Annotated in this window: 25 protein-coding genes; 7 read left to right on the top strand and 18 right to left on the bottom strand. The window is 63.0% G+C overall.

The genetic code is table 11. The annotated features are described in order from the left end of the window. Positions 1-88: 88 nt before the first annotated feature. Both NR126_RS05805 and NR126_RS05810 read right to left on the bottom strand, forming a co-directional pair. Complete coding sequence (locus tag NR126_RS05805; protein WP_256829868.1) at positions 89-1,609, bottom strand: HAMP domain-containing sensor histidine kinase; 1,521 nt, start codon at positions 1,607-1,609, stop codon at positions 89-91. Beyond that, positions 1,606-2,322: a response regulator transcription factor gene (locus NR126_RS05810; protein ID WP_027619606.1), complete on the bottom strand. Its 717-nt coding sequence runs from the start codon at positions 2,320-2,322 to the stop codon at positions 1,606-1,608. Before NR126_RS05810 ends, NR126_RS05805 begins: the two co-directional genes overlap by 4 nt. Positions 2,323-2,475: 153 nt before the next feature. On the opposite strand from NR126_RS05810, the gene msrB reads away from it, so the two are divergent. Together msrB and msrA are read left to right on the top strand one after the other, a co-directional pair. Further along, positions 2,476-2,985: a peptide-methionine (R)-S-oxide reductase MsrB gene (gene msrB, locus NR126_RS05815; protein ID WP_256829869.1), complete on the top strand. Its 510-nt coding sequence runs from the start codon at positions 2,476-2,478 to the stop codon at positions 2,983-2,985. Between the two features lie 33 nt (positions 2,986-3,018). Then, the gene (msrA, locus tag NR126_RS05820) at positions 3,019-3,726 is read left to right on the top strand and encodes a peptide-methionine (S)-S-oxide reductase MsrA (protein WP_027619608.1); all 708 of its coding nucleotides are present in this window, start codon (positions 3,019-3,021) and stop codon (positions 3,724-3,726) included. Here msrA and NR126_RS05825 read toward each other — a convergent pair. Then, a complete protein-coding gene (locus NR126_RS05825) occupies positions 3,665-4,633 on the bottom strand; it encodes a LysR family transcriptional regulator (protein WP_081786383.1) in 969 nt (322 codons plus the stop codon). The genes msrA and NR126_RS05825 overlap by 62 nt on opposite strands. Positions 4,634-4,777: 144 nt before the next feature. Between NR126_RS05825 and NR126_RS05830 the strand changes: the two genes are divergently transcribed. Next, complete coding sequence (locus NR126_RS05830; protein ID WP_256829871.1) at positions 4,778-5,950, top strand: aspartate aminotransferase family protein; 1,173 nt, start codon at positions 4,778-4,780, stop codon at positions 5,948-5,950. Between the two features lie 121 nt (positions 5,951-6,071). Here NR126_RS05830 and fnr read toward each other — a convergent pair whose 3' ends face one another. From fnr to NR126_RS05855, 5 genes are all read right to left on the bottom strand, one after another. Further along, a complete protein-coding gene (gene fnr / locus NR126_RS05835) occupies positions 6,072-6,794 on the bottom strand; it encodes a fumarate/nitrate reduction transcriptional regulator Fnr (RefSeq protein ID WP_105754775.1) in 723 nt (240 codons plus the stop codon). A gap of 175 nt (positions 6,795-6,969) precedes the next feature. Beyond that, entirely contained in the window at positions 6,970-7,395 is a 426-nt protein-coding gene (locus NR126_RS05840; protein WP_105754774.1) for a VOC family protein, read from the bottom strand. A 23-nt stretch (positions 7,396-7,418) separates the two neighbouring features. Then, positions 7,419-9,332 (bottom strand): alkaline phosphatase D family protein, encoded by a 1,914-nt coding sequence (locus tag NR126_RS05845; RefSeq protein WP_105754773.1) that lies wholly within the window; start codon positions 9,330-9,332, stop codon positions 7,419-7,421. Between the two features lie 124 nt (positions 9,333-9,456). Further along, the gene (locus NR126_RS05850) at positions 9,457-9,735 is read right to left on the bottom strand and encodes a hypothetical protein (protein ID WP_027619613.1); all 279 of its coding nucleotides are present in this window, start codon (positions 9,733-9,735) and stop codon (positions 9,457-9,459) included. Next, positions 9,725-10,156: an MlaA family lipoprotein gene (locus NR126_RS05855; RefSeq protein ID WP_051550557.1), complete on the bottom strand. Its 432-nt coding sequence runs from the start codon at positions 10,154-10,156 to the stop codon at positions 9,725-9,727. Before NR126_RS05855 ends, NR126_RS05850 begins: the two co-directional genes overlap by 11 nt. Positions 10,157-10,323: 167 nt before the next feature. On the opposite strand from NR126_RS05855, the gene NR126_RS05860 reads away from it, so the two are divergent. Together NR126_RS05860 and NR126_RS05865 are read left to right on the top strand one after the other, a co-directional pair. After that, entirely contained in the window at positions 10,324-11,034 is a 711-nt protein-coding gene (locus NR126_RS05860) for a response regulator (RefSeq protein ID WP_027619614.1), read from the top strand. Continuing rightward, complete coding sequence (locus NR126_RS05865; protein ID WP_027619615.1) at positions 11,031-12,368, top strand: ATP-binding protein; 1,338 nt, start codon at positions 11,031-11,033, stop codon at positions 12,366-12,368. Before NR126_RS05860 ends, NR126_RS05865 begins: the two co-directional genes overlap by 4 nt. Before the next feature lie 51 nt (positions 12,369-12,419). On the opposite strand, the gene NR126_RS05870 is transcribed toward NR126_RS05865, so the two are convergent. The 5 genes from NR126_RS05870 to NR126_RS05890 all read right to left on the bottom strand — a co-directional run bounded on the left by NR126_RS05870 (position 12,420) and on the right by NR126_RS05890 (position 18,195). After that, entirely contained in the window at positions 12,420-14,861 is a 2,442-nt protein-coding gene (locus NR126_RS05870; RefSeq protein ID WP_081786384.1) for a TonB-dependent siderophore receptor, read from the bottom strand. Between the two features lie 93 nt (positions 14,862-14,954). After that, positions 14,955-15,920 carry a FecR family protein gene (locus tag NR126_RS05875; RefSeq protein WP_027619617.1) on the bottom strand — a complete coding sequence of 322 codons (966 nt, stop codon included), beginning with the start codon at positions 15,918-15,920 and terminating at the stop codon, positions 14,955-14,957. Continuing rightward, positions 15,913-16,446: an RNA polymerase sigma factor gene (locus tag NR126_RS05880; RefSeq protein ID WP_256829874.1), complete on the bottom strand. Its 534-nt coding sequence runs from the start codon at positions 16,444-16,446 to the stop codon at positions 15,913-15,915. The genes NR126_RS05875 and NR126_RS05880 overlap by 8 nt, the downstream gene beginning before the upstream one ends. A gap of 82 nt (positions 16,447-16,528) precedes the next feature. Continuing rightward, complete coding sequence (locus NR126_RS05885; protein ID WP_256829963.1) at positions 16,529-17,395, bottom strand: serine hydrolase; 867 nt, start codon at positions 17,393-17,395, stop codon at positions 16,529-16,531. An 11-nt stretch (positions 17,396-17,406) separates the two neighbouring features. After that, entirely contained in the window at positions 17,407-18,195 is a 789-nt protein-coding gene (locus tag NR126_RS05890) for a helix-turn-helix domain-containing protein (protein WP_027619620.1), read from the bottom strand. 93 nt (positions 18,196-18,288) lie between these two features. On the opposite strand from NR126_RS05890, the gene NR126_RS05895 reads away from it, so the two are divergent. Then, positions 18,289-19,179 carry an EamA family transporter gene (locus NR126_RS05895; RefSeq protein ID WP_256829875.1) on the top strand — a complete coding sequence of 297 codons (891 nt, stop codon included), beginning with the start codon at positions 18,289-18,291 and terminating at the stop codon, positions 19,177-19,179. Here NR126_RS05895 and NR126_RS05900 read toward each other — a convergent pair. Continuing rightward, positions 19,173-19,502: a hypothetical protein gene (locus NR126_RS05900; protein WP_027619622.1), complete on the bottom strand. Its 330-nt coding sequence runs from the start codon at positions 19,500-19,502 to the stop codon at positions 19,173-19,175. The genes NR126_RS05895 and NR126_RS05900 overlap by 7 nt on opposite strands. Before the next feature lie 159 nt (positions 19,503-19,661). On the opposite strand from NR126_RS05900, the gene NR126_RS05905 reads away from it, so the two are divergent. Then, entirely contained in the window at positions 19,662-20,003 is a 342-nt protein-coding gene (locus NR126_RS05905) for a potassium channel family protein (protein WP_256829877.1), read from the top strand. Between the two features lie 141 nt (positions 20,004-20,144). Here the strand turns inward: NR126_RS05905 and NR126_RS05910 are convergent, their stop codons facing one another. From NR126_RS05910 to NR126_RS05925, 4 genes are read right to left on the bottom strand one after another with little or no spacing between them, the layout of a single operon-like run. Continuing rightward, positions 20,145-20,366 (bottom strand): formate dehydrogenase subunit delta, encoded by a 222-nt coding sequence (locus tag NR126_RS05910; RefSeq protein WP_027619624.1) that lies wholly within the window; start codon positions 20,364-20,366, stop codon positions 20,145-20,147. After that, on the bottom strand, positions 20,363-23,245 hold the full coding sequence (gene fdhF / locus NR126_RS05915; RefSeq protein WP_256829879.1) for a formate dehydrogenase subunit alpha: 2,883 nt from the start codon (positions 23,243-23,245) through the stop codon (positions 20,363-20,365). Before fdhF ends, NR126_RS05910 begins: the two co-directional genes overlap by 4 nt. After that, on the bottom strand, positions 23,242-24,801 hold the full coding sequence (locus tag NR126_RS05920; RefSeq protein ID WP_256829880.1) for an NADH-quinone oxidoreductase subunit NuoF: 1,560 nt from the start codon (positions 24,799-24,801) through the stop codon (positions 23,242-23,244). The genes fdhF and NR126_RS05920 overlap by 4 nt, the downstream gene beginning before the upstream one ends. Continuing rightward, positions 24,801-25,277 (bottom strand): formate dehydrogenase subunit gamma, encoded by a 477-nt coding sequence (locus NR126_RS05925; protein ID WP_027619627.1) that lies wholly within the window; start codon positions 25,275-25,277, stop codon positions 24,801-24,803. The genes NR126_RS05920 and NR126_RS05925 overlap by 1 nt, the downstream gene beginning before the upstream one ends. Positions 25,278-25,373 lie beyond the last annotated feature (96 nt).

Genomic DNA, 25,373 nt, shown 5'->3' on the forward strand with positions numbered 1-25,373 from the left:
GAGCGAGCCTGCTCGCGATGGCGGTGGATCAGTTGCATCTGCATGCCTGACCCAAAGCAATCGCGGCGGCCCGACAGGCGTCTGCGCCTCAATGAGTCCCCGGCGTATTCAGATTCATCGAGCGCACCGCCAACCCGCTGGCTGTCTCTTCATCCACCGGCAGGGAAAAGCTGAAAGTCGCACCCTGCCCCGGCACATCCAGCAAGCGAATCTGCCGCCCATGCAGTTGCAGGATCCGCTGCACGATGCGCAAGCCAAGGCCGCCGTCGCGGCGGGCGCCGCCGATGTTGAAGGGACGCAAGAACAAGCCCTCGCGCAGTTCGGCCGCGATCCCCGGGCCGCTGTCGCTGACGGTGATTTCGACGAATTTACCCTGAGGCACCAAGCGGATATCGATCGAGCCACCGACCGGTGTATAGCGCAACGCGTTGTCGAACAGATTGGTCAGCACCCGCTCGATCAGCCCCAGGTCAGCGCACACCGCCGCTACCGTTGGCGCAAAGCTGGCGTTGAGTTGCACCTGCCGGGCTTCAGCGGTCAGCTCGAATTTCTGGAAAATATCCTGCACCAGATCCGTCACCGGAAACCGCTCCAGCACCGGCTGGACGAATCCGTGTTCCAGGCGCACCAGCTCCAGCAGCGACTGCGCCAGCCCTCCAACCTTGCGGCTCTGATCGAGGGCGATGCCCAGGTAGCGCCGGCGCTCCTCCGGGGTCAGGCTGGCGTCCTTGAGCGACAGGGTTTCCAGGTAACCATGCAGCGACGCCAGCGGCGTGCGCAGGTCATGGGAAATGTTCGCCACCAACTCACGGCGCTCCTGGTCCTGACGGGTCAGGGAGCGCCATTGTTCGCCGAGACGGTTTTGCATCTGCCGAAAGGCTGCATCGAGTATGGCAATTTCGTCCTGGCTGGCCGATGGCTCGGGCGCAGGTGCAACGGGCGGTGCCGCAGGCACACCATCGATATCGAAGTGCGCCACGCTGTCGGTCAGGCGCCGCAGCGGCCGGGTGATCAGGGTAAAAGCGGTGAGACCAGCGATCAGGCACAGCAACGCCACCAACCCAATCGACCACAGCGCGGTATTGAGGGCAACGCTGTTGGCATCGCGCTCGGCGAGGCGGTCACGCTCTTCGCTGAGCAGCACCACATACAGATACCCCGCCTGCTTGCCGGCGACCTTGAGCGGAGCGGCACTGAACACCTTGCGGCCGTCGACACTGCGCGGGTCGTCGCCGAGGATCGGCAGGCTTTCGTCGTTGAGCAGACGCTGTACAGGCGCCAGGTCGATTTGCTCACGGCGCAGGTGACCTTCCGGCGCGGCGTCGCCGATGATCCGGCCCTGGTTGTCGAGCAGGTACACCTCGACGCTCGGATTCACCAGCATCAACTGGCTGAACAGTCCGCGCAGGGCTTCGGGTTTCAGGCCGTTGGCGTCCATCAACTGGGTGTCGCGGGCGATGTGCTGGGCCAGGTCGCGGGACAGACCTTGCACCACTTCCAGCTCGTGCATCTTGTTCGCGCGCACCTGCATCCACACCGAGGTGCCGCTGCACACCAGCAGCAACAGGGCGAACACCAGGGACAGGCGTTGCGACAGGGTCAGTCTCATGCCGACTCCTGCGCCGAGGCGAACTTATAGCCGCGACCCCAGACAGTGAGGATGCGCACCGGTTGCGCCGGGTCGCTTTCGATCTTCGCCCGCAGGCGATTGATGTGGGTATTGACCGTGTGCTCGTAGCCTTCGTGGCTGTAGCCCCAGACGGCGTTGAGCAGGTCCATGCGCGAGAACACCTTGCCCGGCTGGCGGGCGAAGAAATACAGCAGGTCGAACTCGCGCGGGGTCAGGTCGAGGCGCTTGTCGTGCAGCGCCACTTCGCGGGTGATCGGATCGATGAACAGGCCGTCGCTATTCAGGCTGCCGGCATCCATCTTCAGGTTGCGCGCCATGGCGTCGACCCGGCGCAGCAGGGCCTTGACCCGCGCCACCAGCTCGAGCATCGAGAACGGTTTGGCCAGGTAATCGTCGGCGCCCAGTTCGAGGCCAAGGATGCGGTGCATTTCGCTGGAGCGCGCGCTGGTGATGATGATCGGCGTGTAGCGCGCCATGGCCCGCGCGCGGCGGCAGATTTCCAGGCCGTCGACCCCGGGCAGCATCAGGTCGAGGACCAGCGCGTCCCAGTTGCCTTGTTCGAGCAGGCGCAGGCCCTGGTTGCCGTCGGCGCTGTGCACCACCTCGAAATGCTCGTCCCGCAGGTGCAGACAGATCAGGTCGGCGATGTGCGTGTCGTCCTCGACCACCAGGACGCGTTTGGGCTGATCCATAGGGCTTCGATCTCGTTACGTAATGACACCCATTGTGCGGGTTTTCCCGGCGCCGAGTTATCACGAATTGTTTAACTGCCCGTGAGGATTTGGCGATCAGCACAAGCCTAGGCTGTGTTGCATACCCCTCACAGTGATTTTTCGGAGACAGCCATGTACTCACGTCGACAAGTTCTTCTGGCAGGCGGCGGGCTGGGCATTGCGGCGTTGGTGGCGAGTGCCTGGCCACGGAGGGTGACGTTGATCGAATCCGCGCAGGCCGCCGAGACTTTCGAGGTCAATTACAGCGATGAACAGTGGCGCCAGCGATTGAGCGCCGAGCAGTTCCACATCCTGCGTGAAGAAGGCACCGAGCGCGCCTACAGCAGCCCTCTGAACAATGAACACCGGCCCGGCACTTTCGCCTGCGCCGGCTGCGAGCTGGCGCTGTTTTCTTCCAGCAGCAAGTTCGACAGCCACACCGGCTGGCCGAGCTTCTGGGCACCGCTGGCGAATGCGGTCGGCACGCGCCAGGACCGCTCCGTCGGCATGCTCCGTGAATCCGTGCACTGCCGTCGTTGCGGCGGGCACCTGGGCCATGTCTTCGATGACGGTCCACAACCCACCGGCCTGCGCTACTGCATGAACGGCCTGGCGATGACCTTCACCGCGCAAGCGGCCTGAGCCTTTACCTGTGCATGACTGAGGAAAATGATGATGAAAATGCAATGGACCTGGCGTCGAAGCCTGCTTGGTCTGGCGCTGGCCGGCGTTGTCGGACAATGCCTGGCCATGTCGGTCGCAGGCGCCGAGGAGGCCGTCCTGCTGGCCCCGCCGGTACTCGATGAAACGCCCAAGACGGGCAGTGAAACCGCAGTGTTCGCCGGCGGCTGCTTCTGGGGCGTGCAGGGCGTGTTCCAGCACGTCAAAGGGGTGAAGAACGCGGTGTCCGGCTATGCCGGTGGCCGTGCCGAGACGGCGCAATATGAGCGGGTCGGCGAGGGCGATACGGGTCACGCCGAAGCGGTGCAAGTGACCTACGACCCGGCCCAGGTCAGCTATGGCAGCTTGCTGCAAATCTACTTTTCAGTGGCCCATAACCCCACCGAACTGAACCGTCAGGGACCGGACCGTGGCCCCCAATATCGCTCGGCGCTATTCGTCGAAAATCCTGAGCAACAGCGCGTCGCCCAGGCCTATATCAAACAACTGGACGCCGCCCAGGTCTTCAGCAAACCGATCGTGACCACGCTGGAAACCTACAACGGCTTCTACCCGGCCGAGGACTATCATCAGAACTTCCTCACCGAGCACCCGAGCCATCCTTACATCGTGATCAACGACCTGCCGAAAGTGGCGCAACTCAAACAGCTTTATCCCCAGCGCTATGCGGATAAACCGGTGTTGGTGAGGGCTGGCCAGTAAACCCCGGCTTGCCCCACATCTGCAGGGCGAATTCGACAAAGCAGCGCAGTTTCGGCAGGCGATAGCGGTCAGGGGCGTAGACCAGATTCATCGCCCGGCGCGGCAGTTGGTAGTCCTGCAGCAGGGCTACCAGCTTGCCTTCGCGCAAATCCTGTTGCACCAGCACGTCAGGCAACATCACCACGCCCATGCCGACGCGCGCGGCCTGTAGCAGGCCGGGTACGCTGTTGATCACCATCGGCCCGCTGACCGGCACCAGCACTTCGCCCTCCGGCCCGCTCAGCGGCCATTGCTTGCCTACTGAACTCCACTCGTCACCGGCCGGATAGGCATAAGTCAGGCAGGCATGCTGGCTCAGTTCGCTGGGGGTGGTCGGCACCCCGTGTCGCTCCAGATAGGACGGGGCGGCGCAGATGCTCAGGGTGTAGTCGACCAAAGGCCGGGCAATCAGGCCTGACGGCTCGGGGTTGCCGAGGCGAAAGGCAACGTGGACGCTGTTGTCGATCAGGTCCATCACCTGGTTGTTGAGCAGAATATCGACGCGGATGTCCGGGTACTGCTGGGTAAACAGGTGCATGGCCGGGGCCAGGCATTCGGAGCCAAAGCTCGGCGGCGCGGTGATGCACAGGGTGCCCTTGGGCTCGCCCTGGACCGTCTCGGCGAGCCGCTCGGATTCGTTGACCAGCCCCAGCACTTCCAGGCAGCGCTCGTAGTAGGCGCTGCCGAATTCGGTCAGGCGCTGGCGCCGCGTGGTGCGGTTGATCAGGCTGACCCCCAGGCGTTGCTCCAGCGCTCGCAGGTGATTACCGACCATAGTGGTCGACAAACTGCAGTGGCGAGCAGCGGCGGTCATGCTGCCGGTCTCGACCACTTTGACGTACACCGACATTGCCAGGAACAGATCCATTATCAAGCTCAGCTTTAAGATGATTGAAGTTTTAAGGCGTTTATCCAGCTCTGGTGGTTAACGATACTGCGAAAACACTGTCCTGCTAACTGTACGCAACCCCTGTAGGAGTGTCCTCATCCCACCTCAAGGAGCCTGCCCCCCATGACCGCCACCCACCTGATGAGCACTTACCAACCCCTGGCCCTGAGTTTTACCCGGGGCCTGGGCACTCGCCTGTGGGATCAGGCCGGGCGTGAATACTTGGACGCGGTGGCGGGCGTGGCGGTGACCAATGTCGGTCACTCGCACCCGCGTGTGGTCAGCGCCATCACCGAACAAGCCGGGCTGTTGCTGCACACCTCCAACCTGTACAGCATCGATTGGCAACAGCGGCTGGCGCAGAAGCTGACGCAATTGTCGGGAATGGATCGGGCGTTTTTCAGCAACTCCGGCGCCGAGGCCAATGAGACGGCGTTGAAACTGGCGCGGCTGTACGGTTGGCAAAAAGGGATCGAGCAGCCGCTGGTGGTGGTCATGGAAAATGCCTTTCACGGCCGTACCCTCGGCACCCTGTCGGCCAGTGACGGCCCGGCGGTGCGCCTGGGTTTTGCGCAATTGCCGGGGGATTTTCTCAAGGTGCCGTTTGGCGACCTCGCCGCACTGGAGCAGGCGCAGGCCACCTATGGCCAGCGCATCGTCGCGGTGCTGATGGAGCCGGTGCAGGGTGAAAGTGGTGTACAGCCGGCGCCTGTTGGCTTTTTGCGGGCGTTGCGTGGGCTGTGCAACCGGCACAACTGGTTGTTGATGCTCGATGAAATTCAGACCGGCATCGGCCGCACCGGGCAGTGGTTTGCCTTTCAACACGAAGGCGTCGTTCCCGACGTCATGACCCTGGCCAAGGGCCTGGGCAACGGCGTGCCGATCGGCGCCTGCCTGGCCCGGGGCAAGGCTGCCGAACTGTTCACCCCCGGCAGCCATGGCAGCACCTTCGGCGGTAATCCGCTGGCGTGCCGGGTCGGTTGCACGGTGCTGGAAATCATCGAGGAGCAGGGCCTGCTGGAAAACGCCCGGCGCCAGGGCGAACGCCTGTTGAGCCGGCTGCGCGCCGAACTCGAGGGCCTGCCGAATGTGGCGGCGATCCGTGGCCTGGGCCTGATGATTGGCATCGAGTTGAAACAGTCGATACGCAACCTGAGCCTGACCGCCGCCCGCGATCACGGGCTGCTGATCAACGTCACCCGGGGCAACATCATCCGCCTGCTGCCGCCCCTGACATTGGACGAGCGGGAGGTGGAGATGATTGTGCGGGGGGGTGTACGGCGTTCTGAAAACTGAATGACCACCCTCCACTAATGTAGGAGCGAGCCTGCTCGCGATAGCGCCCTGTCAGCCGACTCAAATATCGACTGATACACCGTCATCGCGAGCAGGCTCGCTCCTACAAGGGATTGGCAGGCTAACGCTCCGAAAGCTGCGACAACGACGGTGAATCCAGAATCTGGATCGATTTGCCCTGGGCCACGATCAGGCCCTGCTGTTGCAGCAAGGTAAAGCTGCGGCAGGTGGTTTCGGTGGCGATGCCCAGGTAGTTGGCGATTTCGTCGCGGGTCATGTTCAGGCGAAATTGCCGGGCTGAATAGCCATTGGCGTGGAAACGCCCGGACAGGTCGACCAGGAACATCGCCAGGCGCTCATGGGCATTTTTCTGCGCGAGCATGCGCATCATTTTGTGATCGTCGCGAATTTCCCGGCTCATCAGGTTGATCAGTTGCCGCCGTAGCTGGGGGATTTTCTCCAGCAGGGCTTCGAGTTGATCGAAGGGGATTTCGCAGACAGTGGTGGTTTCCTGGGCCTGGGCGGTGCAGGCGTAGGTGTTGATATCCATCCCCGACAACCCGATCAGCTCGCCGGGCAGATGAAACCCGATGATGTGCTCCTCGCCATTGAGGTTGACGCTGGAGGTCTTCAAGGCGCCGGAGCGGATCACGTAAATCGACGTAAAGGCATCGCCCTGGCGAAACAGGCTGTCGCCTTTGCGCAGCGGGCGTTCGCGTTTGACGATGGCATTGAGGGCACTGACATCGTCACTGCCCAGCGCCAGTGGCAGGCATAACGAGGCCAGCTTGCAGTTTTTGCAATGGGGCGATTCAGAGTGCTTGAGGGACGCTGGGGTGTGCATGTCATGACCTTGGGCAAATCGTCGGGGCGTCATCGAGCGGCGACGATGGAAGGTCATTAGCGCCGGGCGGCAGGGCGGGCGTCAAACCGCACGGCGAGGAAATAAACATTATTGATAAGTGCACGAGCCAGCGTTTTTGGGGGGGGCGCGTGATAGAGCGCTGGCGCGGCCGGGGTCAGAGAATCGGCCGCTCACCGAGTGCCTGTGCCAGGCGCAACAAGTAACCGTCAGGGTCCTGGACGATCAGTTCAAGCTGGCCGACTTCCATCTCGCCGGAGCGATACCAGGCTTCGCCAACGGGACGAAACAGCGGCCATTGGGCGGCCGTCAGCCGAGCCAGGATCGGTTCGACCTGCTGCACTTCCATCTGGAAATTGATCCCGCGACCAAAGGGCGCCTGCAATGGCCCGGTGTGCCACTGGCCGTCGTCGGGAAAATACTGTTCGAGCATCACCTGCACGCCGTCGAAGTCGAGGTAGGCGAAGCCCTCCTCGGGACGGTCGTAAGCGACCTGGAAACCGATCAAGCGAGTCCAGAAGTCCAGGCTTTTGGCGATGTCGCTGACCGTCAGTTCGGGCACCATCTTGTTGCGCTTGAGCATACATATCCTTCGTTTCTCAGAGATCAATCGGTGGCGGGTGGCACCATCCGGGTTTTCGCCGCGCCGTTCGAGTTGTGCTGGTAGATTGCCTGGGGCTGGCCCTGTTGATTGAAAAACACCTGGCCAATCCCCGCCGAATTCCACAACCGCTCGCCGGCTTCCGCGTGCTCCGGTACGTGGGGCACGACCTGCATGCGCCGGCGTTTGGTCAGCCAGTTCAGCGGCGAGCGTGGCGAGTATAGCCAGCGATTGAGGCGATCGAACCACTCCAGCAGGGTGGGCGGGAATTCATTTTTGATGCCGCTGCTGGTGATCTGCCAGATGCGCGGCCCGGCGCTGCGGTGGCGGATCAGCACTTCGTAGACGAACGAGTAATGCACGTCACCGGAGAGGATCACGTAATTGCCCGGCGTGCGCGAGTGACGAAAGATGTTGAGGATCACCTGTGCCGCACCGCGATGGGCCATCCAGTTTTCCGCGTCCACCAGCAGCGGGTAGCCACACCAGCTGAAGACTTTCTGCACGGTCTCGATCAGCTTGACGCCAAACACCGGCGCCGGCGAAACGATGATCGCTGACGGATGATCAAGCAGTTCCTGTTGCAACTCGCACAGGGCTTCCCAATCCAGCAAGCCCGAGGGTTGCTTGAGATTGGACTCGCTGCGCCAGCGCCGAGTGCGGGTGTCGAGCACCACCAGCGCCGGAGTGGTCGGCAGCACGTAATGCCAGTGCTGGAACTTCAGCAGGTCGTCGATCAGCTCATCCTGGGCGCTGCTGTCGAGGTAGCCGTGCTGCGGGTCGAGGGCCCGGGTTTTATCCACAAGGCCGGTGAACGCATCCGGGTTGTTGCCCCAGCCTTGGCACAGCAGGTAGGCGATCAGCGCGTTGCCGATGATGCGCTTGGAGAACGGATGGCCGTAGGCGGTCTGTTCCCATTGGGCGCTGAGGTTCCAGTCGTCGGTGATGTCGTGGTCATCGAAAATCATCAGGCACGGCAAATGGGCGAGCACTCGTGCCACCTGATCGAGGCCGAGCTTGAAGGCGTCGATGCGGGTCTGTTCGAGGGCATAACGCTCGCGGCGTTCTGGCGTCAGCGCCGGCGGCTGCGGGTCGATCAGGGTCCAGGCGGTGGGCGACCAGACCAGCAGATACATGGCCATGACTTCGGCGAAAGTCACCAAGTGATTGTCGGCGCTGCTGCTGGTGAAAATCGGTTTGCGCGCACCGCCGAAGAAGCGTTCGCGCAGGGTCTCGTTGCTCTCCAGCGCCGGCAGCAGGTCGGCGCGATGGTAGTAACTGGCCGGGTGCTGGTAGAGCGCGGCGCTGTCCTCGACCACCGCGCCGTCGAGGTGCTCGCCGAACAGGCCCAGGCGCTCGATCAGCGCGTGGATCGCCCGCAGCATCGGGCCGGCGACATCGTCGGCGTAGACCTGATCGCCGCTCATCATCAACAGCGCCGGGCGTTGTTCGGGGGCGGGGTTGTCCGCCAGCAATTGATCGACACAGAGCAGGCCATCGCGGGCTGGAAAATGCGGCTTGCGGCAGGAGCCATGGAGCAGTTGGTCGATGCGGCTGCGCAGGACAAAGTTCGCCGATTGCGCCGTGCCGTACAGCAGGTGCGGCGCCCAGTCGGCGATGCCCGACTGCTGGCCATCGTCGCCGTTGACCAGCAAATCGTAGTCGATGCTCACGTCCTGGGGCAGGGCCTGGTCGAGTTGAACGTCGATCAGGTGGACAAAGGCCTGGCGGCCGACCGCGATGACCTGGGGCTTCAGCGCGATGTCGCCGACGCCGGCCAGGCGCAGGGTCAGCGCCAGTTCCCGCGATCCCACCAGCCATAGCACCAGGCGCGTCGGTTCCAGACGCCGCAACAGCGGGCCGACCAGCACGGCGGGCAAGGGCGATTGATCAGCGAGGTGCGGCGCAGGCGTGGACATCCGAGGGGTGGGCTCCAGGTAAAAACAGGCCGGCGATGATAACGCAGGTGATGGGCCGGAACATTCCCTGCAGTGCAACACCGAGCGGCTCTTCTGTGGGAGCAGGGTATTCAGGGGAGGCGGATCAATTCATCGACCCCCGCCCCGGCAGGTCGCTGCCTTGCTCCACCGCCTGCGCCTCGCCGTTGGCGATGATCCAGCGCAGCAGGGCGTTGACCGAGATGCGGTGGCTGCGCTCGACCCATTCCACGCCTTCGGGGCGGTACAGTTCGATGTAGCGGCTGAGCACCAGTTCGCGCTCGTCGTCGGTCAGGCGCAGGCTGGTTTCGCTGCAGTGCAGGCCGCTGTTGGCGCGTCGGTTCAGGCGCTGTTCGAGCACCAGCGGCGGGCTGTTACGTGGCATCGGTTGCCACGAGCGGCCCGCTGATAACGCCCCAGATACCGAAGGTCTGGCCGAAGGCGGAGCGACGAAGGGCGATGCCCGGCGTGTCGGAGCGCTCAAAGGAGGGTTTGCCGTTGACATGGGGCAGGCTGTCGAGGAACACCGTGGGTTGGTTGAAGTGGGTGGTGAAGTTGTGCTGACCCAACTGGAAGAATTCCGGCGTGTAGCCATAACCCCGGGCAACCGGCTCGATGGCGTCTTCGTCGATCACCTGGTTGAAGGCGAAATTGCCGCGGTTGACCTGTTCCGCCGGGTCATGCAACGGGTAGCCGGCCTGGGCGCTGTCGGCCGAAGTACGACTGGCGCAGCCGTACAGGTAGGTCAAGGTCAGCAGCAATGCAGCATTGCGGAACAGTGCATGGGAACGCTTGAACAAAGGCATGGCAAACAGTCTTCGGGATAAGGGAACTGGATCCTGACATCCGTGCCTTGCTTAAAAATGTCTGCTTTTTTACCGGATTGATGCTTTGTGACCGAGTTGAAATATATGACGAACCTCACCGAATGGTTTTAGATATCCGCACTATCCATCGCTGAGTGTGCCCGCCGGTGAGCCATCTGTTGATCGTGGACGACGACCTTGAGGTCCTCGATCTGCTGCGTAAATTCTTTGTCCAGCAAGGTTATGTCGTCGACGTGGCCACCGACGGCGTGGCGCTGTGGGCCGCCCTTGAGCGACAAATGCCCGACCTGATCATCCTCGACCTCATGATGCCCGGCGAAAACGGCCTGACGCTGTGCCAGCGCCTGCGCCAGCAACACAGCATGCCGGTGATCATGCTCACCGCTATGGGCGAACTGAGCGACCGCGTGGTGGGCCTGGAAATGGGCGCCGACGATTACGTCAGCAAGCCGTTCGATGCTCGCGAGCTGTTGGCACGGGTACGTGCGGTGTTGCGCCGGGTCGGCGAAGTGCGTCCGCTGACCGGCCAAGTGCCCCATCCGCTGATCAAGTTCTGCGACTGGCAACTGGACCTGACGCGCCGCGAACTGCGCTCGCCGGATCAGGTGATGATCCCGCTGTCAGCCGGTGAATTCGACCTGCTGCTGGTGTTCGTCGAGCACCCGCAACGCATCCTCACCCGCGAACTGCTGCTGGATCTGGCGCGCGGACGCACCCACGAAGCCTTCGATCGCAGCATCGACGTGCAGGTCAGCCGTTTGCGGCGCAAGCTGGAAATCGACAGCAAACGCCCGGAAATGATTCGCACCGTGCGTAACGGCGGTTACCTGTTCACCCCCAGCGTGACCCGGCAGTGAAAGGTTGGCGGGCGGCCTGGTGCCTGCGCAAACGCGATACCGTGTCGCGCTGGATCGCCCTGACCACCATCCTCGCGATGCTGACCTCCCTGGGCTTCTACGCGCTGTTCACCCAGGTCGCAGGCGTCTGGGCCTATCCGCCGTTGACCGAGACCGGGCTGCTGGAAAAACTTTCGTCCCTCAGTCGAGTGATCGCCGCCTCCGAACCGGCGCAACGACAACGCCTGGCCGACGCTGCAAGCGACAGCAGCCTGACGATCCGCTGGAGCGCCAGCCACGAAGCGCTGGAGCTGCCCGCCGCACCTGACGCCGCCAGCCGTGCCGACAAACCAAACGCCCGCAAACTGTTCAACAGTGAGCGCCTGGAAGCCTACCAACCCTCGGACTGGCCGCAGCACAATGGCCAATACGCCATGGCCATGCAACTGGCGGACGGCTCCTGGCTGATGTTCAGCATGCCGTCACGCAGTTGGGGCCTGGAGCACTGGGCGCGCAATTTGATCGTGGTGGTGCTGATATTGCTCTCCACCGGCTTGGTCGCGCTGATCGCCACCCGCCGCCTGGCCCGCCCCCTGCAAACTTTCGCCGAGGGCGCCCGACGCTTTGGCGTGGATTTCCGTGCGCCGCCGATCAAGCCGGTCGGCCCCCACGAAATCCGCCAGGCGATCCTCGCGTTCAATGCCATGCAGGCGCAGTTGCAGCACTTCATCAAGGACCGCACGCAAATGCTCGCCGCCATCTCCCACGACCTGCGCGCGCCGCTGACGCGCATGCGTTTGCGCGGTGAATTCATCGACGATCCGCAGTTGCAGAAAAAGCTCTTCAGCGACGTCGACGAAATGCACGCCATGATCAATTCCAGCCTGGAGTTCTTCCGCGACAACGCACGCCTTGAACAAGCCACCCCGTTCGACCTCGCCGAACTCCTGCAAACCCTGATAGACGACTACCGCGACCAGTCCATCGAAATCCCTTTCAGCGGCCCCCAGCGCCTGGCGTATGTCGGTCGTCCGCTGGGGCTGAAACGGGTGATCACCAACCTGCTGGAAAACGCCCTCAAATATGCCAGTGAACCGGCCATCGAGCTGCGCAGCGATGCCGAACACGTGACTATTCGCGTGCTGGATCGCGGGCCGGGAATCCCCAGTGACAGTTATGAACAGGTGTTCGTGCCGTTCCATCGCCTGGAAGGCTCGCGCAATAAAAGCACCGGCGGTGTCGGCCTGGGGTTGTCGGCGGCGCGGGCCATCGTGCTGGAACACGGTGGCGAACTGACGGTGAGAAACCGCAGCATTGGCGGGCTGGAAGCGCGGGTGGTGTTGCCGGTGTTGTAGGGGCCGCCTGCGCAGGGTTATGCAACCCCCCCTGCACAGGCAGCTGCCAACTCAGAAATCCCAGCGCGTGTTGAGCATGAAGTTACGCGGTTCGCCGTAGGCCGCCGAGTTATAGAAGCCGATGTTGGTGTAATACGACTTGTCGAAAATGTTGTTGACGTTGAGGGTCGTCGAAAGGTTCTGGGTGATCTGGTAGCGGGTCATCAGGTCCACCAGCCAATAGGCATCCTGGGCGATATCCTCGTAGTGACCCAGCGGCGCGTTGTAGATCGATTGCCAGCCGACACTCTGCCAGCGCAGGCCGCCACCGACGGTCAGCTTGTCGAGGTCACCGTGCAATTTGTAGCGGGTGTACAGGCTGACCTGGTCTTCAGGTTCGAAGGTGGAGATCTTCTGGTCGTTTTCGTCGCGCACGATCTTGTGTGTGTAGCCGGCCTGCACCTGCCAGCCGGGGGCCAGTTCGCCGGAGATTTCCAGTTCATAACCCTTGGTGGTGGCCTTGGTGCCCTTGAACGCGTAGTTCGGTGGCGTCGGTTGCTGGTTGTTGTAGTCGTCGTCCGGCATCGAGCGGTTGTTTTCGTGCACCTCGAAGTAGGCCAGGCTGCTGTTCAGGCGGCCGTCGAAGAACTCGCCCTTGAGACCCAGCTCATAGTTCTGGCCTTCGTCCGGTTCGAGGATGGTGCTGTTGCGGTCTTTGTTCCAACTGTCCTGGGGCATGAAGATGTCGGTGTAGCTGGCGTACACCGAGTATTGCTCGTCGAGGTCGTAGACCGCGCCGACGTAGGGTACGAAGCGCCCGGTCTCGCGGTAAGACGGGGTCAGGCCGGTCAGGTGATAGTTGACCACGCGGCCGCCGAGAAACACCTTCAGGTCGTCGGCGACATTCAGGCGGGTGGTCATGTAGGTGCCGGTCTGCCGCACGGTGTCATCGGTGCGTTGCGACACCGGGCCCCAGTTTGGCTCAGGGAAGTTACCGTTCCAGTTGTTGAAGTCGACCACGTTTGGCGCGTTCTGGGTCACGTCCCAGTAACCCTTGCCGGTCCAGTGCGAGTTGCCCGCCGAGCCGCCGATCACCAGTTCATGCTCACGGCCCATGAAGGTAAATGGCCCGCTGAGGTAGAAGTCTGCCGAGTCGCTGGTGGTTTCGCCGGTGTACTTCTGCGTGTTGATTTTCGCCGTGCCGTCGGGCTGTGGCTGGTCGAACTGAATCGAGCCGAGCGGGGCGTGGTAGCCGTTGATCTTGTGGTCCAGTTGCAGCTTGGTCACCCAGCCGTTGCCCAGTTCATGCTCAAGGGTGGCGAACACGGTGCGGGTGTATTGCTCCCAGCCGCTCCAGTCGGTGCCGTTGTTGAACGAGCGCGAAACGCTGTTATGCCCGCCTTCGGAGTTGATCAGCGGGAAGCTGCCGGACCAGCTGGAACCCTTGGGATTGTTGTCCTGATAGTCGCCGCCGAGGGTCAGCAGGGTGTCCGGGGTCAGGTCGAATTCGACGATGCCGTAGTACACCGAGCTGTCGCGCGAGTAGTGGTCCATGAACGAATGCTTGTCCTGGTAGGCCGCCACGGCGCGGCCACGGACGTTACCGGTTTCGGTCAGCGGGCCGCTGACGTCCAGTTCGCTGCGGTAGTTGTCCCAGGAACCGACGCCGAGGCTGGCGTGGCCCTGGAAGTCGGCGGTGGGTTTCTTGCGCACCAGGTTGATGGTGGCGCCCAGCGAACCGGCGCCGGTCAGCAGGCCGGTGGCGCCCTTGAGCACTTCGACGCGGTCGTAGATGGCCATGTCGCTGAGGGTGTTGCCCGCCGAGTAGGCGACGTTGCGCACGGTGGAGGGCACGCCGTCGTACTGGAAGTTGTTGATGGAAAAACCGCGGGCGTAGTAGTTGGTGCGGTCGCTGTCGAAGGCCGAGACGGTGATGCCTGGGGTGTGGCGCATCACGTCGTCGACGTTGTTCAGGCCGAAGTCGTCCATGTGCTGGCGGGTGATCACGGTGATCGACTGCGGGGTTTCCCGTGGCGTCAGCACCAGTCGCGTGGCGGTGGCGATGGTGCCGGGGGTGTAGGAGTCGCTGCCTTCGGTGACGGTGCCCAACTGGTTGCTGATGATGCTGGTGGCGCCCAACTCCAGTGCGTCACCGGCGCTGGCGCGCTGCACAAGGATGATCGCGTTGGGACCGTTTTGCTGGAAGTCCAACGAGCTGCCGGCCAGCAGTTGGTTCAAGGCCTGCTGGATGCTCATCTGGCCGTTGACGCCGGGAGACTCGATGCCCTGGGCCATCTCCGAGGTGTAGGCGATCTGCAGACCGCTCTGCACGCTCAATTGATCCAGCGCGTTAGCCAGTGGCTGGCGAGCAATGGCAAAGCGATGGGTGCTTTGCATTTCGTGGCCGGTCGTCTCGGCGACGGGCTCGACGGCGGCGGCGTGGCTGCAGGCCAGGCAGATGGCGAGTGCCAGCAGGCTGCGGGCGGGGGTCGGATTGAGCGTAGGAAAGAGCATGCGAGTCCCGTACTGAATAGGAATTATTTGCAAAAGCAATTCCTTGACGGGTTGGCTGCGCAAAAGCCGTAAAATTTTTTTCGAGGTCGTGATTCAGCGAATCAGAAGGGCGCCGCCGGGCAGTCGGGTCAGTTGGCTGGCCGTCACCTTGGCCAGCGCCTGGACCACGGCTTGCGGATCATCCAACTGGTAGCTGCCACTGACGTTCTGCTGCGCGGCACGCTCGTTGAGCAGCACAATCGGCGCCGGGTAATAACGCTGTAACTCATCCAGCACCTGCGCCAGTGGCCGGTCCTGGAACGACAAGCGGCCATTCAGCCAGGCCAGTTGCCGTTCACTGCCTTCCGTGTGCAGGGCTTGCAAATGGCCCAGCTTGAGTTGCTGCCAGTTGCCGGCTTGCAACAGGCTGTCCGCACCCTCGCGATTGGCCAGGCGCACTCGGCCTTCGCGTACCGCCACCGTCACCCCATTGGCGTTTTTACTGACGCTGAAGCGGGTGCCGACCACTGTGACCTGCGCCTCGCCGGTGTCGATCACCATCGGCCGCGCGCTGTCATGGAAGGCCTCGACGTAAAGCTCGCCACGCAACAGGCGAATGCGCCGTTGAGTGCCGTCGAATTCGGTGCGGATGGCGCTGTGACTGCCGAGCACGATCTTTGAACCGTCGGGTAGTTGCAGGCGCTGGACCTCGGCGGTCGCCGTCAGGTGGTCGGCTTGCAGGCGCATCGGCACATCGCCGATCCAGCCGACGCCGAGCATCAGCAGCAGGGCCGCGGCGGTGGCCAGCCAGCGGCGGTGGACCGGGGGCTTTTCGAGCGGGGCGGGCGGCAATCCGAGATCAACCGCCAGCGCTTGCAGGGCCTGTTCGAATGCCTGGGATTGCCAGAGGTTCTCCAGCTCGGCGTAGGCGTCGGCATGGTGCGAATCGGCCGCGCGCCACTGCTCGAAACGCTGGCGCAGCAGTGGGTTGTCGGCGATGGCCTGACGCTGGGCGAACCAGTCGCTTGCCTGTTCCCGAGCGGTTGCGCCAGGCGGCAGTCGGGTGGGCTGGTCAGTCATGGCGGTCCTGCAAGTCGGTGGCTTTGAGGCAGGCATTGAGGGTATTTCGCAGATCTTTTTCCACCGTACTCAAGGACACCTGCAGGCGCTGGGCAATCTCGCCCTGGGATAAGCCCTGCAGTTTATGCAAAACCAGGATTTGTTGCTGGCGCTTGGGTAGGCTGCCGAGGACTTTCTGGAATTGCTGCAACTGTTGCTGGCCCTGCACCTGAATGTCCGGACCGGGGACGCTGGTCGGCACTTCCACCACCACGCTGTCGTCGACCCACTGGCATTCGAAGCGGCGTTTGCTGCGCTGGCTGCGCAGGTGATCGAAGGCCAGGTACTGGGCGGTCTGGTAGAGGAAGGGGTGCAAGTGCTCGATGGGCCGGGTCTTCAGGGCATTGGCGACCTTGACGTAGGTTTCCTGGGCCAGGTCCTCAGCCAGGCTGGCGCAGCCGACCACCCGCGAGAGCATGCGGATCAAGGCCCCGCGCTGGCCGATAAACAGCGCGCTGAGTTTGTGCTGGTTGTCTCCCGAGTCCATGCCCACCGTCCCTGCCACGCCAAAAGCGGCTCCACGCGAATCGGCGTACTTTAATGAGAATAAGTGTCATTACCAAGCTATTTCAATTCAGGGCAGATAACAGCGCCTCGACGACCGCCTTCTCGACCTGTCCTTCGCTGCCGCCTTCGACGAACACCGCAGCGGTGGCCGAGTCGTCGCCCCGGCTCGCTTGATACACCGCGACCACGCTGCCCGGACCGCCACCGGTATGACCGCACAGCAGCAAGCCATCCGCCGTCGGACCTTGCATCACGCCCAGGCCGTAGCCGGGTGACTGCCACGGCCGACCGGGAATCGGACCGCCGAGGTGATAGACGCTCTGCATGGCCTCGAGCAGGTTGGCTGGCAGCAAGTCCCCGGCCAGCAGTCGATCGAGGAAAATCGCGGCCTGTGGCAGCGGCCCGATCAACAGGCCGTGATAGACCCAGTTCGGATCGTAGCTGGCGGCCGTGCCTGGCAGATCGCTGCGCTTGCGGGCCAGGCGCACGTGAGAAATGCCTAATGGGAGCAAAGCGCGTTGTTGCAAAGCCTGCTCCAAGGACAAACCGCTGATGCGCTCGATCAGCCGTGCGACGTACAGATAGCCCACATTCGAATAACGCCAACCCGTACCCGGTGCATAGCGCAACCGGGTTGCGTCGAGCCGCTGCAGCAGTTCATCCACCGACCACGCCGACTCGTGCCGGGCCACTGCCGCGTGGTACTCCGGCAACTCGCCATAGTCCGCCAAACCGGCTTGATGCTGGAGCAATTGGCGCAAAGTGAAGGGGCCTTCCGGCAGCGGTTGGTCGAGGTCGACCAGACCATCGCACACCAGGGTCAGGGCGGTGGCCGCCATCACGGTTTTGCCGAAACTCCACCAGGGCACGTCGATCGACGATGCTTCGGTGCTTGGCAGCTGACCGTTAGTGACCGTGCAAGACATCATCAAGGTTCCACTCATTCCTTCACTCCCTGTTGTGCAAAATAGCGACTCGGTACTTCCCCCAACAAACGGCGGAAACTGCTGCTGAATGCGCTTGGGCTGCTGTAGCCCAGATCCATCGCCACCCGCGTCACCGCCTCGCCATTGCCCAGCCTCACCACGGCACTCAACAGGCACGCCTGCTGGCGCCACTCGACAAAGCTGATCCCGGTTTCCTGGCGAAACAGACGGGTAAAGGTCCGCCGACTCATGCTCACCTGCCGGCACATCGTATCGATCCCCACCTCCAGCGACGGCTGCTCCAACAACTTGCGACAGGCCAGTGCCAACCTCGGCTCACGGGGCAGCGGGGCATTGAGCGAGAGCGGCGGCATGGCGGCGATTTCGTGCAGCAGCAGGCTCATCAAGTGACCTTCGCGCTGATCTTCGGCGTACAGCGGCGCGACGTCGATGGCGCCCATCAGCAATTGCTGGAGCAAAGGCGAAACGCCGAACACCTGGCAGTGCGCCGGCAGGCCGAGGCGGGTGGCGGCGAGGGGGCGGATGTAGGTGTTGAGCATGGTCACCGGCCCATTCATGGACATGGCGTGGGGCACGCCGGCCGGGACCCAAATGGCCCGCTGCGGCGGCACGACCCAGTCGCCTTGGTCGCTGAACACGGTGATCACCCCGCAGGCGGCGTAGGCGAATTGTCCGCGCTGATGGCTGTGCCGCGCAAAGTGCAGGCCGTCGTGATAGTCGCTGGCGGTGACCACGGCATCGCGGGGAATAGTTTCGTAGGGATCGATCTGGGTTTTGGGCATGGCCCAAATTTACTGATCAAAGACCCGATAGCGCAAGCGGGCCGATACCCGTATTGCCCATAGTGCGGGTCCTGTCCTGAGGAACCGCGCACCATGCACAGCAAACACTTGATACTCGCCGTATTGGTTACGGCCGTCTGGGGGCTGAATTTCCCGGTCACCCAATTGGGCCTGGCGAGCATTGATCCGCTGCTGTTGACCGCCCTGCGCTTCACCCTGGCCGCGTTGCCCTGGGTGTTTTTTATCCGCCGACCACCGATTGCCTTCCGCTGGCTGGCCGCTTACGGGCTGATTTTCGGGGTGGCGATGTGGGCGCTGATCAACCTCGGTATCGAGATGGGCGTCCCTGCCGGAACCGCTGCGTTGTTGATTCAGTTCAGCGCCTTTTTCACCCTCGGCTGGGGCGTGCTGCTGTTTCGCGAACGCCTGCGTTTCGGGCAGGTAGTGGGTATTGGCCTGGCGGCTGTGGGACTGGTGAATATCATCGCCAGCAGTCCCGGTCAGGCCACCACGCTGGGCTATGGCCTGTTACTGGTGAGCGCTTTCAGTTGGAGCGTCGGCAACGTGATCATCAAGCAATCGAACGTGCGTGAGATGTTCGCCTTTGTGGTGTGGGCCAGCCTGTTCCCGCCGATCCCCTTGCTGTTGCTGACCTGGCTCGCCCACGGTTCGGCGCCGTTTACCGGGCTGGTCACGGACTTCCACTGGCTGGCGTTGTTCTCGTTGCTGTTCCAGGTCTACGCGGCGACGCACTTCTGCTACTGGGGCTGGAACCTGTTGCTGCGCGAGTACCCGGTCTCGCGGGTGGCGCCGTTGTCGTTGCTGATTCCGCTGTTCGGCATAGGCGGCTCGATGCTGATCCTCGGCCATCGGGTGGATGGCCGCGAAGGGCTGTCGATCGTGCTGATTCTGGCGGCGCTGCTGGTGGGGCTGATCAAGCGTCGGGCGATGCCGGTATCAGTCAGGTCCTCATCGGGTCACTGAATGTCTTTCAGATAATCCCGCAGCGCCAGCAGCGGCGCCTGCAACTGCTCAAGGGTCGGCGCCGTGGCCACATCGCCGGCCAGGCGCTGCAACTCGCGCCCCAGCGGTTTATCAACACCGCCGACAGCCGCCAGCGCCAACTCCACGCAGGCGGCGATCTTGAGTTGGATCGCCGCGAGATCCTCGCGGCGCAGCAGCAACTCGAAGACTTCCCGTGTGTACTCGTCCATCACCGGATCATCGCGCAACACCGGGCTCGCGCCATCCGTTTCGTGAACGAGCTTGAGCGCGAAAAGGGCGACCGATTCCAGCGGCAGTTGCATGGTGTGAATCCTGAGATGGGCTTGGCGGTCGAGGATGATCGCGGTTTCGCCGAGGAAAAAAAAGACCTGTGCTTGTGGTCGGGGACGGGTTGCCGTTCAAATTTCCCAGGTTGTGCCAAGCTGATGCAGTGCCCCGGCCACTCCCAGGAAAGCCCCGCCATGAACAACGCTCCCGTGTCGAACATCCGCCGCGAGTTCTACAAAGCTGTCGGTTATTACCTGAAATTGGCTTGGCCGATCTTCTCAACCATGCTGGTGGTGATCGTCACGGTCGGCCTGATCATTGCCTATGTGGAAGGCTGGCAGCCGTTCGACGGTATCTACTTCGGCTTCGTGACAGGGCTGACCATCGGCTACGGCGAACTGGTGCCGAAACAGCCGCTGTCGCGGGTGTTGGCGATTTTGCTGGGGTTTAATGGGGTGTTGTTGACGGCGATTTTTGCAGCGATCAGTGTGCGGGCGATTGAAGAGGCGGTGCGCAAGGTGGGTGGGGATAGCTGACCATCCACACCCATACCGATTCCCTTTGTAGGAGCGAGCCTGCTCGCGATGGCGGCCTTACATTCAACTTATTTGTCGACTGTCAGACCGCTATCGCGAGCAGGCTCGCTCCTACAGGGGTGGTGTTTTGGTTTTAGGTTTTCATGCCCCCCACCCGGCCCCAATCACCGCCGCCTGCACCAATGGATGCAGCTCCGCGCCCTTATGCTCCGTCTGCCACTCCAACAATTCCCTGCGCATACTCGGTGCCCAGAACAACTGCAGATGATTGCGCACACTGAGCACCGCCTGTTCCTGGTCCGGTTGGCTGGCGAAGTACTGGGCGATCTGGTTGGCCATCTTGATCAAATTGGCTGTGCTCATCGGCGTACCTCCGCTTTATCGCCCCGTGCCTGTCGGCGGTCCTTGAGCAGGCGATCCTGTTCGTCGCTGAAGGCCTGGTAGCGTTTTTGCCACTCGGAAGGGTGATAGACGCGGCTGACTTCCACGGCCGTGACCTTGTATTCCGGGCAGTTGGTGGCCCAGTCGGAGTTGTCGGTGGTGATCACGTTGGCCCCCGATTCCGGGAAGTGGAAGGTGGTGTACACCACCCCCGGTGCCACCCGTTCGGTGACTCGCGCGCGTAGTACGGTCTGCCCCGCGCGGCTGCCTATGCCGACCCAATCCCCCTCGTTGATGCCACGGCTCTCGGCGTCGGTCGGGTGGATTTCCAGGCGGTCCTCATCATGCCAGGCGACGTTGTCGGTGCGCCGGGTTTGGGCGCCGACGTTGTACTGGCTGAGGATCCGTCCGGTGGTCAGCAGCAGTGGATAACGGGCGTTGACCTTCTCTTCGGTCGGCACGTAACCGGTGAGCATAAAGCGCCCCTTGCCACGCACGAACTCCTCGATATGCATGGTCGGCGTGCCGTCCGGTGCCTCGGCGTTGCACGGCCATTGCAGGCTGCCGTGACGCTCCAGTTCGGCGTAACTCACGTTGGTGAAAGTCGGCGTCAGGCGGGCGATTTCATCCATGATTTCCGATGGATGTTGGTAATCCATCCGATAGCCCAGGGCGTTGGCCAGGGCCACGGTGCCTTCCCAGTCGGCTTTGCCGCCCAGCGGCTCCATCACCTTGCGCACCCGCGAGATACGCCGTTCGGCGTTGGTAAAGGTGCCGTCTTTTTCCAGGAATGAGCTGCCCGGCAGGAACACGTGGGCGAACTTCGCGGTTTCGTTGAGGAAAATATCCTGCACCACCACGCATTCCATGGCCGACAGGGCGGCGGTGACGTGCTGGGTATTCGGGTCGCTCTGGGCGATGTCCTCGCCCTGGCAGTACAGGCCTTTGAAGCTGCCAGCCAGTGCCGACTCGAACATGTTGGGGATGCGCAGGCCGGGCTCGGGTTGCAGGGTGACGTTCCACGCCTGTTCGAACTCGGTGCGCACGGCGACGTTGGAGATGTGCCGGTAGCCGGGCAATTCGTGCGGGAATGAGCCCATGTCGCACGAGCCCTGCACGTTGTTTTGCCCACGCAACGGGTTGACGCCCACACCTTCGCGACCGATGTTGCCTGTGGCCATGGCGAGGTTGGCGATGCCCATCACTGAGGTGCTGCCCTGGCTGTGTTCGGTGACGCCCAGGCCGTAGTAGATCGCCGCGTTGCCGCCGGTGGCATACAGCCGGGCAGCGGCGCGGATGTCTTGCGCCGGCACACCGCAGATCGGGCCGATCACTTCCGGGGAATTTTCCGCACGGCTGACAAATTCGCTCCAGCGCGCAAAGTCATCGCCTTCGCAACGGGCGTCGATAAAGGCCTGGTCCTGCAAGCCTTCGGTGATGATGGTGTGGGCCAGGGCGTTGAGCATGGCGACGTTGGTCCCGGGACGCAGGGCCAAGTGTAGTTCGGCGCGGGCGTGCACGCCGTCCACCAGATCGATGCGCCGTGGGTCGATGACGATCAGCCGCGCGCCTTCACGCAGGCGGCGTTTGAGTTGCGAGGCGAACACCGGGTGCGCGTCGCTGGGGTTGGCGCCCATCACCAGCACCACGTCGGCCTGCATCACCGAGTCGAAGCTCTGGGTGCCGGCGGATTCGCCGAGGGTCTGTTTCAGGCCATAGCCGGTGGGTGAATGGCAGACCCGTGCACAGGTGTCGACGTTGTTATTGCCGAAAGCGGCGCGCACCAGTTTTTGCACCAGGTAGGTTTCTTCGTTGGTGCAGCGGCTGGAGGTGATCCCGCCGATCGAGTCGCGACCGTATTTCTGCTGCAAACGGCGCATTTCGCTGGCGGCATAGGTCACCGCTTCGTCCCAGCTGACTTCCTGCCACGGGTCGCTGATGTGCTTGCGGATCATCGGTTTGGTGATGCGATCCGGGTGGGTGGCGTAGCCCCAGGCAAAGCGTCCTTTGACGCAAGAGTGGCCGTGGTTGGCCTGGCCGTTCTTGTCCGGGACCATGCGCACCAGTTGATCGCCCTTCATCTCGGCGCGGAACGAGCAGCCGACACCGCAGTAGGCGCAGGTGGTGATCACCGAACGCTCGGGCTGACCGAGTTCGACCACGCTTTTTTCCATCAGGGTCGCGGTCGGGCAGGCCTGTACGCAGGCGCCGCAGGACACGCACTCGGAGTCGAGGAAATCCTCGCCACCGGCCGCCGAAATCCGCGATTCAAAACCGCGCCCGGTAACGGTCAGGGCGAAGGTGCCCTGGGTTTCTTCGCAAGCGCGTACGCAGCGGTTGCAGACGATGCACTTGCTCGGGTCGTAATCGAAATAAGGGTTGGAGGTGTCCTTGACGTCGGCCAGGTGATTGTCGCCTTCGTAGCCGTAACGCACCTCGCGCAGGCCGACCTGGCCGGCCACGGTTTGCAGCTCGCAGTTGCCGTTGGCCGAGCAGGTCAGGCAGTCCAGCGGGTGATCGGAGATGTACAACTCCATCACGTTGCGGCGCAGGGTCGCCAGCTTCGGCGTCTGCGTGTGTACGGTCATGCCTTCGGTGACCGGCGTCGTGCAGGACGCCGGGTAGCCGCGCATTCCCTCGATCTCCACCAGGCACATGCGGCACGAGCCGAAGGCTTCCAGGCTGTCGGTGGCGCAGAGCTTGGGAATGGTGGTGCCCATCAGCGCCGCAGCGCGCATCACCGAGGTGCCTTCGGGCACGCTGATGCTGCGGCCATCGATGTTCAGGGTGATCTGCACCTGGCTGTCGCGAGCCGGCGTGCCTAGATCCATGTCGGTTTTCGGATCGAATACAGTGATCATTGCTCGGCCTCCGAGGCGTGCACACCGAAGTCGGCGGGGAAGTGCTTGAGGGCGCTGGCGACGGGGAAGGACACCATGCCGCCCAGGGCACAGAGTGAACCGTATTGCAGGGTGTCGCAGAGGTCCTTGAGGATGACCACCTGCTGATCGCGAGCGCCTTGTTCAGGCGCGGCCAGCAACCGGTCGATGACCTCGACGCCACGAGTCGAGCCGATCCTGCACGGGGTGCATTTGCCGCAGGATTCCTCGGCGCAGAACTGCATGGCAAAGCGCGCCATTTGCGCCATGTCGAGGCTGTCGTCCGCCACCACCACACCGCCGTGGCCGAGCATCGCGCCGATGGCGGCGAAGGCTTCGTAATCCAGCGGCGTGTCGAACTGCGACGGCGGCACCCAGGCACCCAACGGGCCGCCCACTTGTGCGGCCTTCAGCGGCCGACCACTGGCGGTGCCGCCGCCATAGTCTTCCACCAGTTCGCGCAGGGTCAGGCCAAACGCGCGCTCCACCAGACCACCTTTGCGCACATTGCCCGCCAACTGGAACGGCATGGTGCCCAGGGAACGGCCCATTCCGTAGTCGCGATAAAACGGCGCGCCCTTGGCCAGAATCAGCGGCACCGAAGCCAGGGTCAGCACGTTGTGCACCAGCGTCGGCTGGCCGAACAGGCCCTTGAGCGCCGGAATCGGCGGCTTGGCGCGCACATAGCCGCGCTTGCCCTCCAGCGAATCCAGCAGCGCGGTTTCTTCGCCGCAAATATAGGCACCGGCCCCGACCCGTACTTCCAGATCGAAGGCCTGGCCGCTGCCGCCGACATTCGCGCCCAGATAACCGGCCTCACGCGCCAGGTTCAGCGCCTGGCGCAACGTGGCCACGGCATCCGGGTATTCCGAACGCACATAGATGTAGCCGAAGGTGGCGCCGGTGCAGAGACCGGCAATGGCCATGCCTTCGATCAGCAGGAAGGGGTCGCCTTCCATCAACATGCGGTCGGCGAAGGTGCCGGAGTCGCCCTCGTCGGCGTTGCAAACGACGTACTTCTGTTCGGCCTCGGCAGCGCGCACCGTGCGCCATTTGATCCCGGCGGGGAAAGCCGCACCGCCACGGCCACGCAGGCCGGAGTCGAACACCTCGGTGGCGGTCTGTTCACCACCGAGGTTGACGGCCCTGGTCAAACCTTCGAAACCGCCGTGGGCCCGGTAATCGTCCAGCGACAGCGGGCGGGTGATGCCGGCGCGGGCGAACAGCAGGCGTTGTTGAGTCTTCAGATAGGGCAATGCTTCTACTAGGCCGAGGGCGAGTGGATGCTGGGAAGACGGATCTTGCAGCGCATCGAGCACCGACGGCACATCGGCAGCGGTCAGCGGGCCAAAGCCGATTCGACCTTGCGGGCTTTCCACCTCCAACAAGGGCTCCAGCCAATACAGACCACGGGAACTGGTGCGCTGCAGCTCCAGCGGCAGATTGCGTGCTCTGGCCTGAGTGATCAGCGCCACAGCCACCTCATCGGCACCCACGGCACGGGCCAGGGAATCAGTCGGCAAATACAGAGTCGGCATCACGCGTCCTCCCGGCAAGCATCAAGCAGGGCATCCAGGCGCTCGGCACTCAACCGCGCATGTACCCGGCCATCCAGCTCCAACGCCGGCGAACAGGCACAGGCACCCAGGCAATACACCGGGCGCAAACTGATGCTGCCATCGGCACTGCTGCCGTGGTCATCCAGTTGCAGACGCTCGCGCAACTGCGCCGCCAACTGCTCGGCGCCACGGCTCTTGCACGACTCGGCGCGGCACAAACGCAGAATATGCCGGGCCGGCGGCGCGGTACGGAAGTCATGGTAAAAACTGATCACCCCGCGCACCTCGGCCTGACTCTGGTTCAGCGCATGGGCAATCTCGGGGACAGCGGCATCGGGGATATAGCCAATGCGTTCTTGAATGTCATGAAGCAGCGGCAACAATGCCCCCGGAGTGCCCGCATGGCGCTCCAGCAGGCTGTTAACCACGGGCAGGTGCAAACTCTCATCAGGCATTGCGCAATCCTCACGGTCACGGACACACCAGAAGGTCGTCGGTTGTCCGAAAGTGTCGGCTGCGGCACTCACGCCACGTCACGGTATCGTGGCATT

This window comes from Pseudomonas sp. Pse1 (assembly GCF_024519635.1).
In the GTDB taxonomy this organism is placed as follows: Bacteria; Pseudomonadota; Gammaproteobacteria; order Pseudomonadales; family Pseudomonadaceae; genus Aquipseudomonas.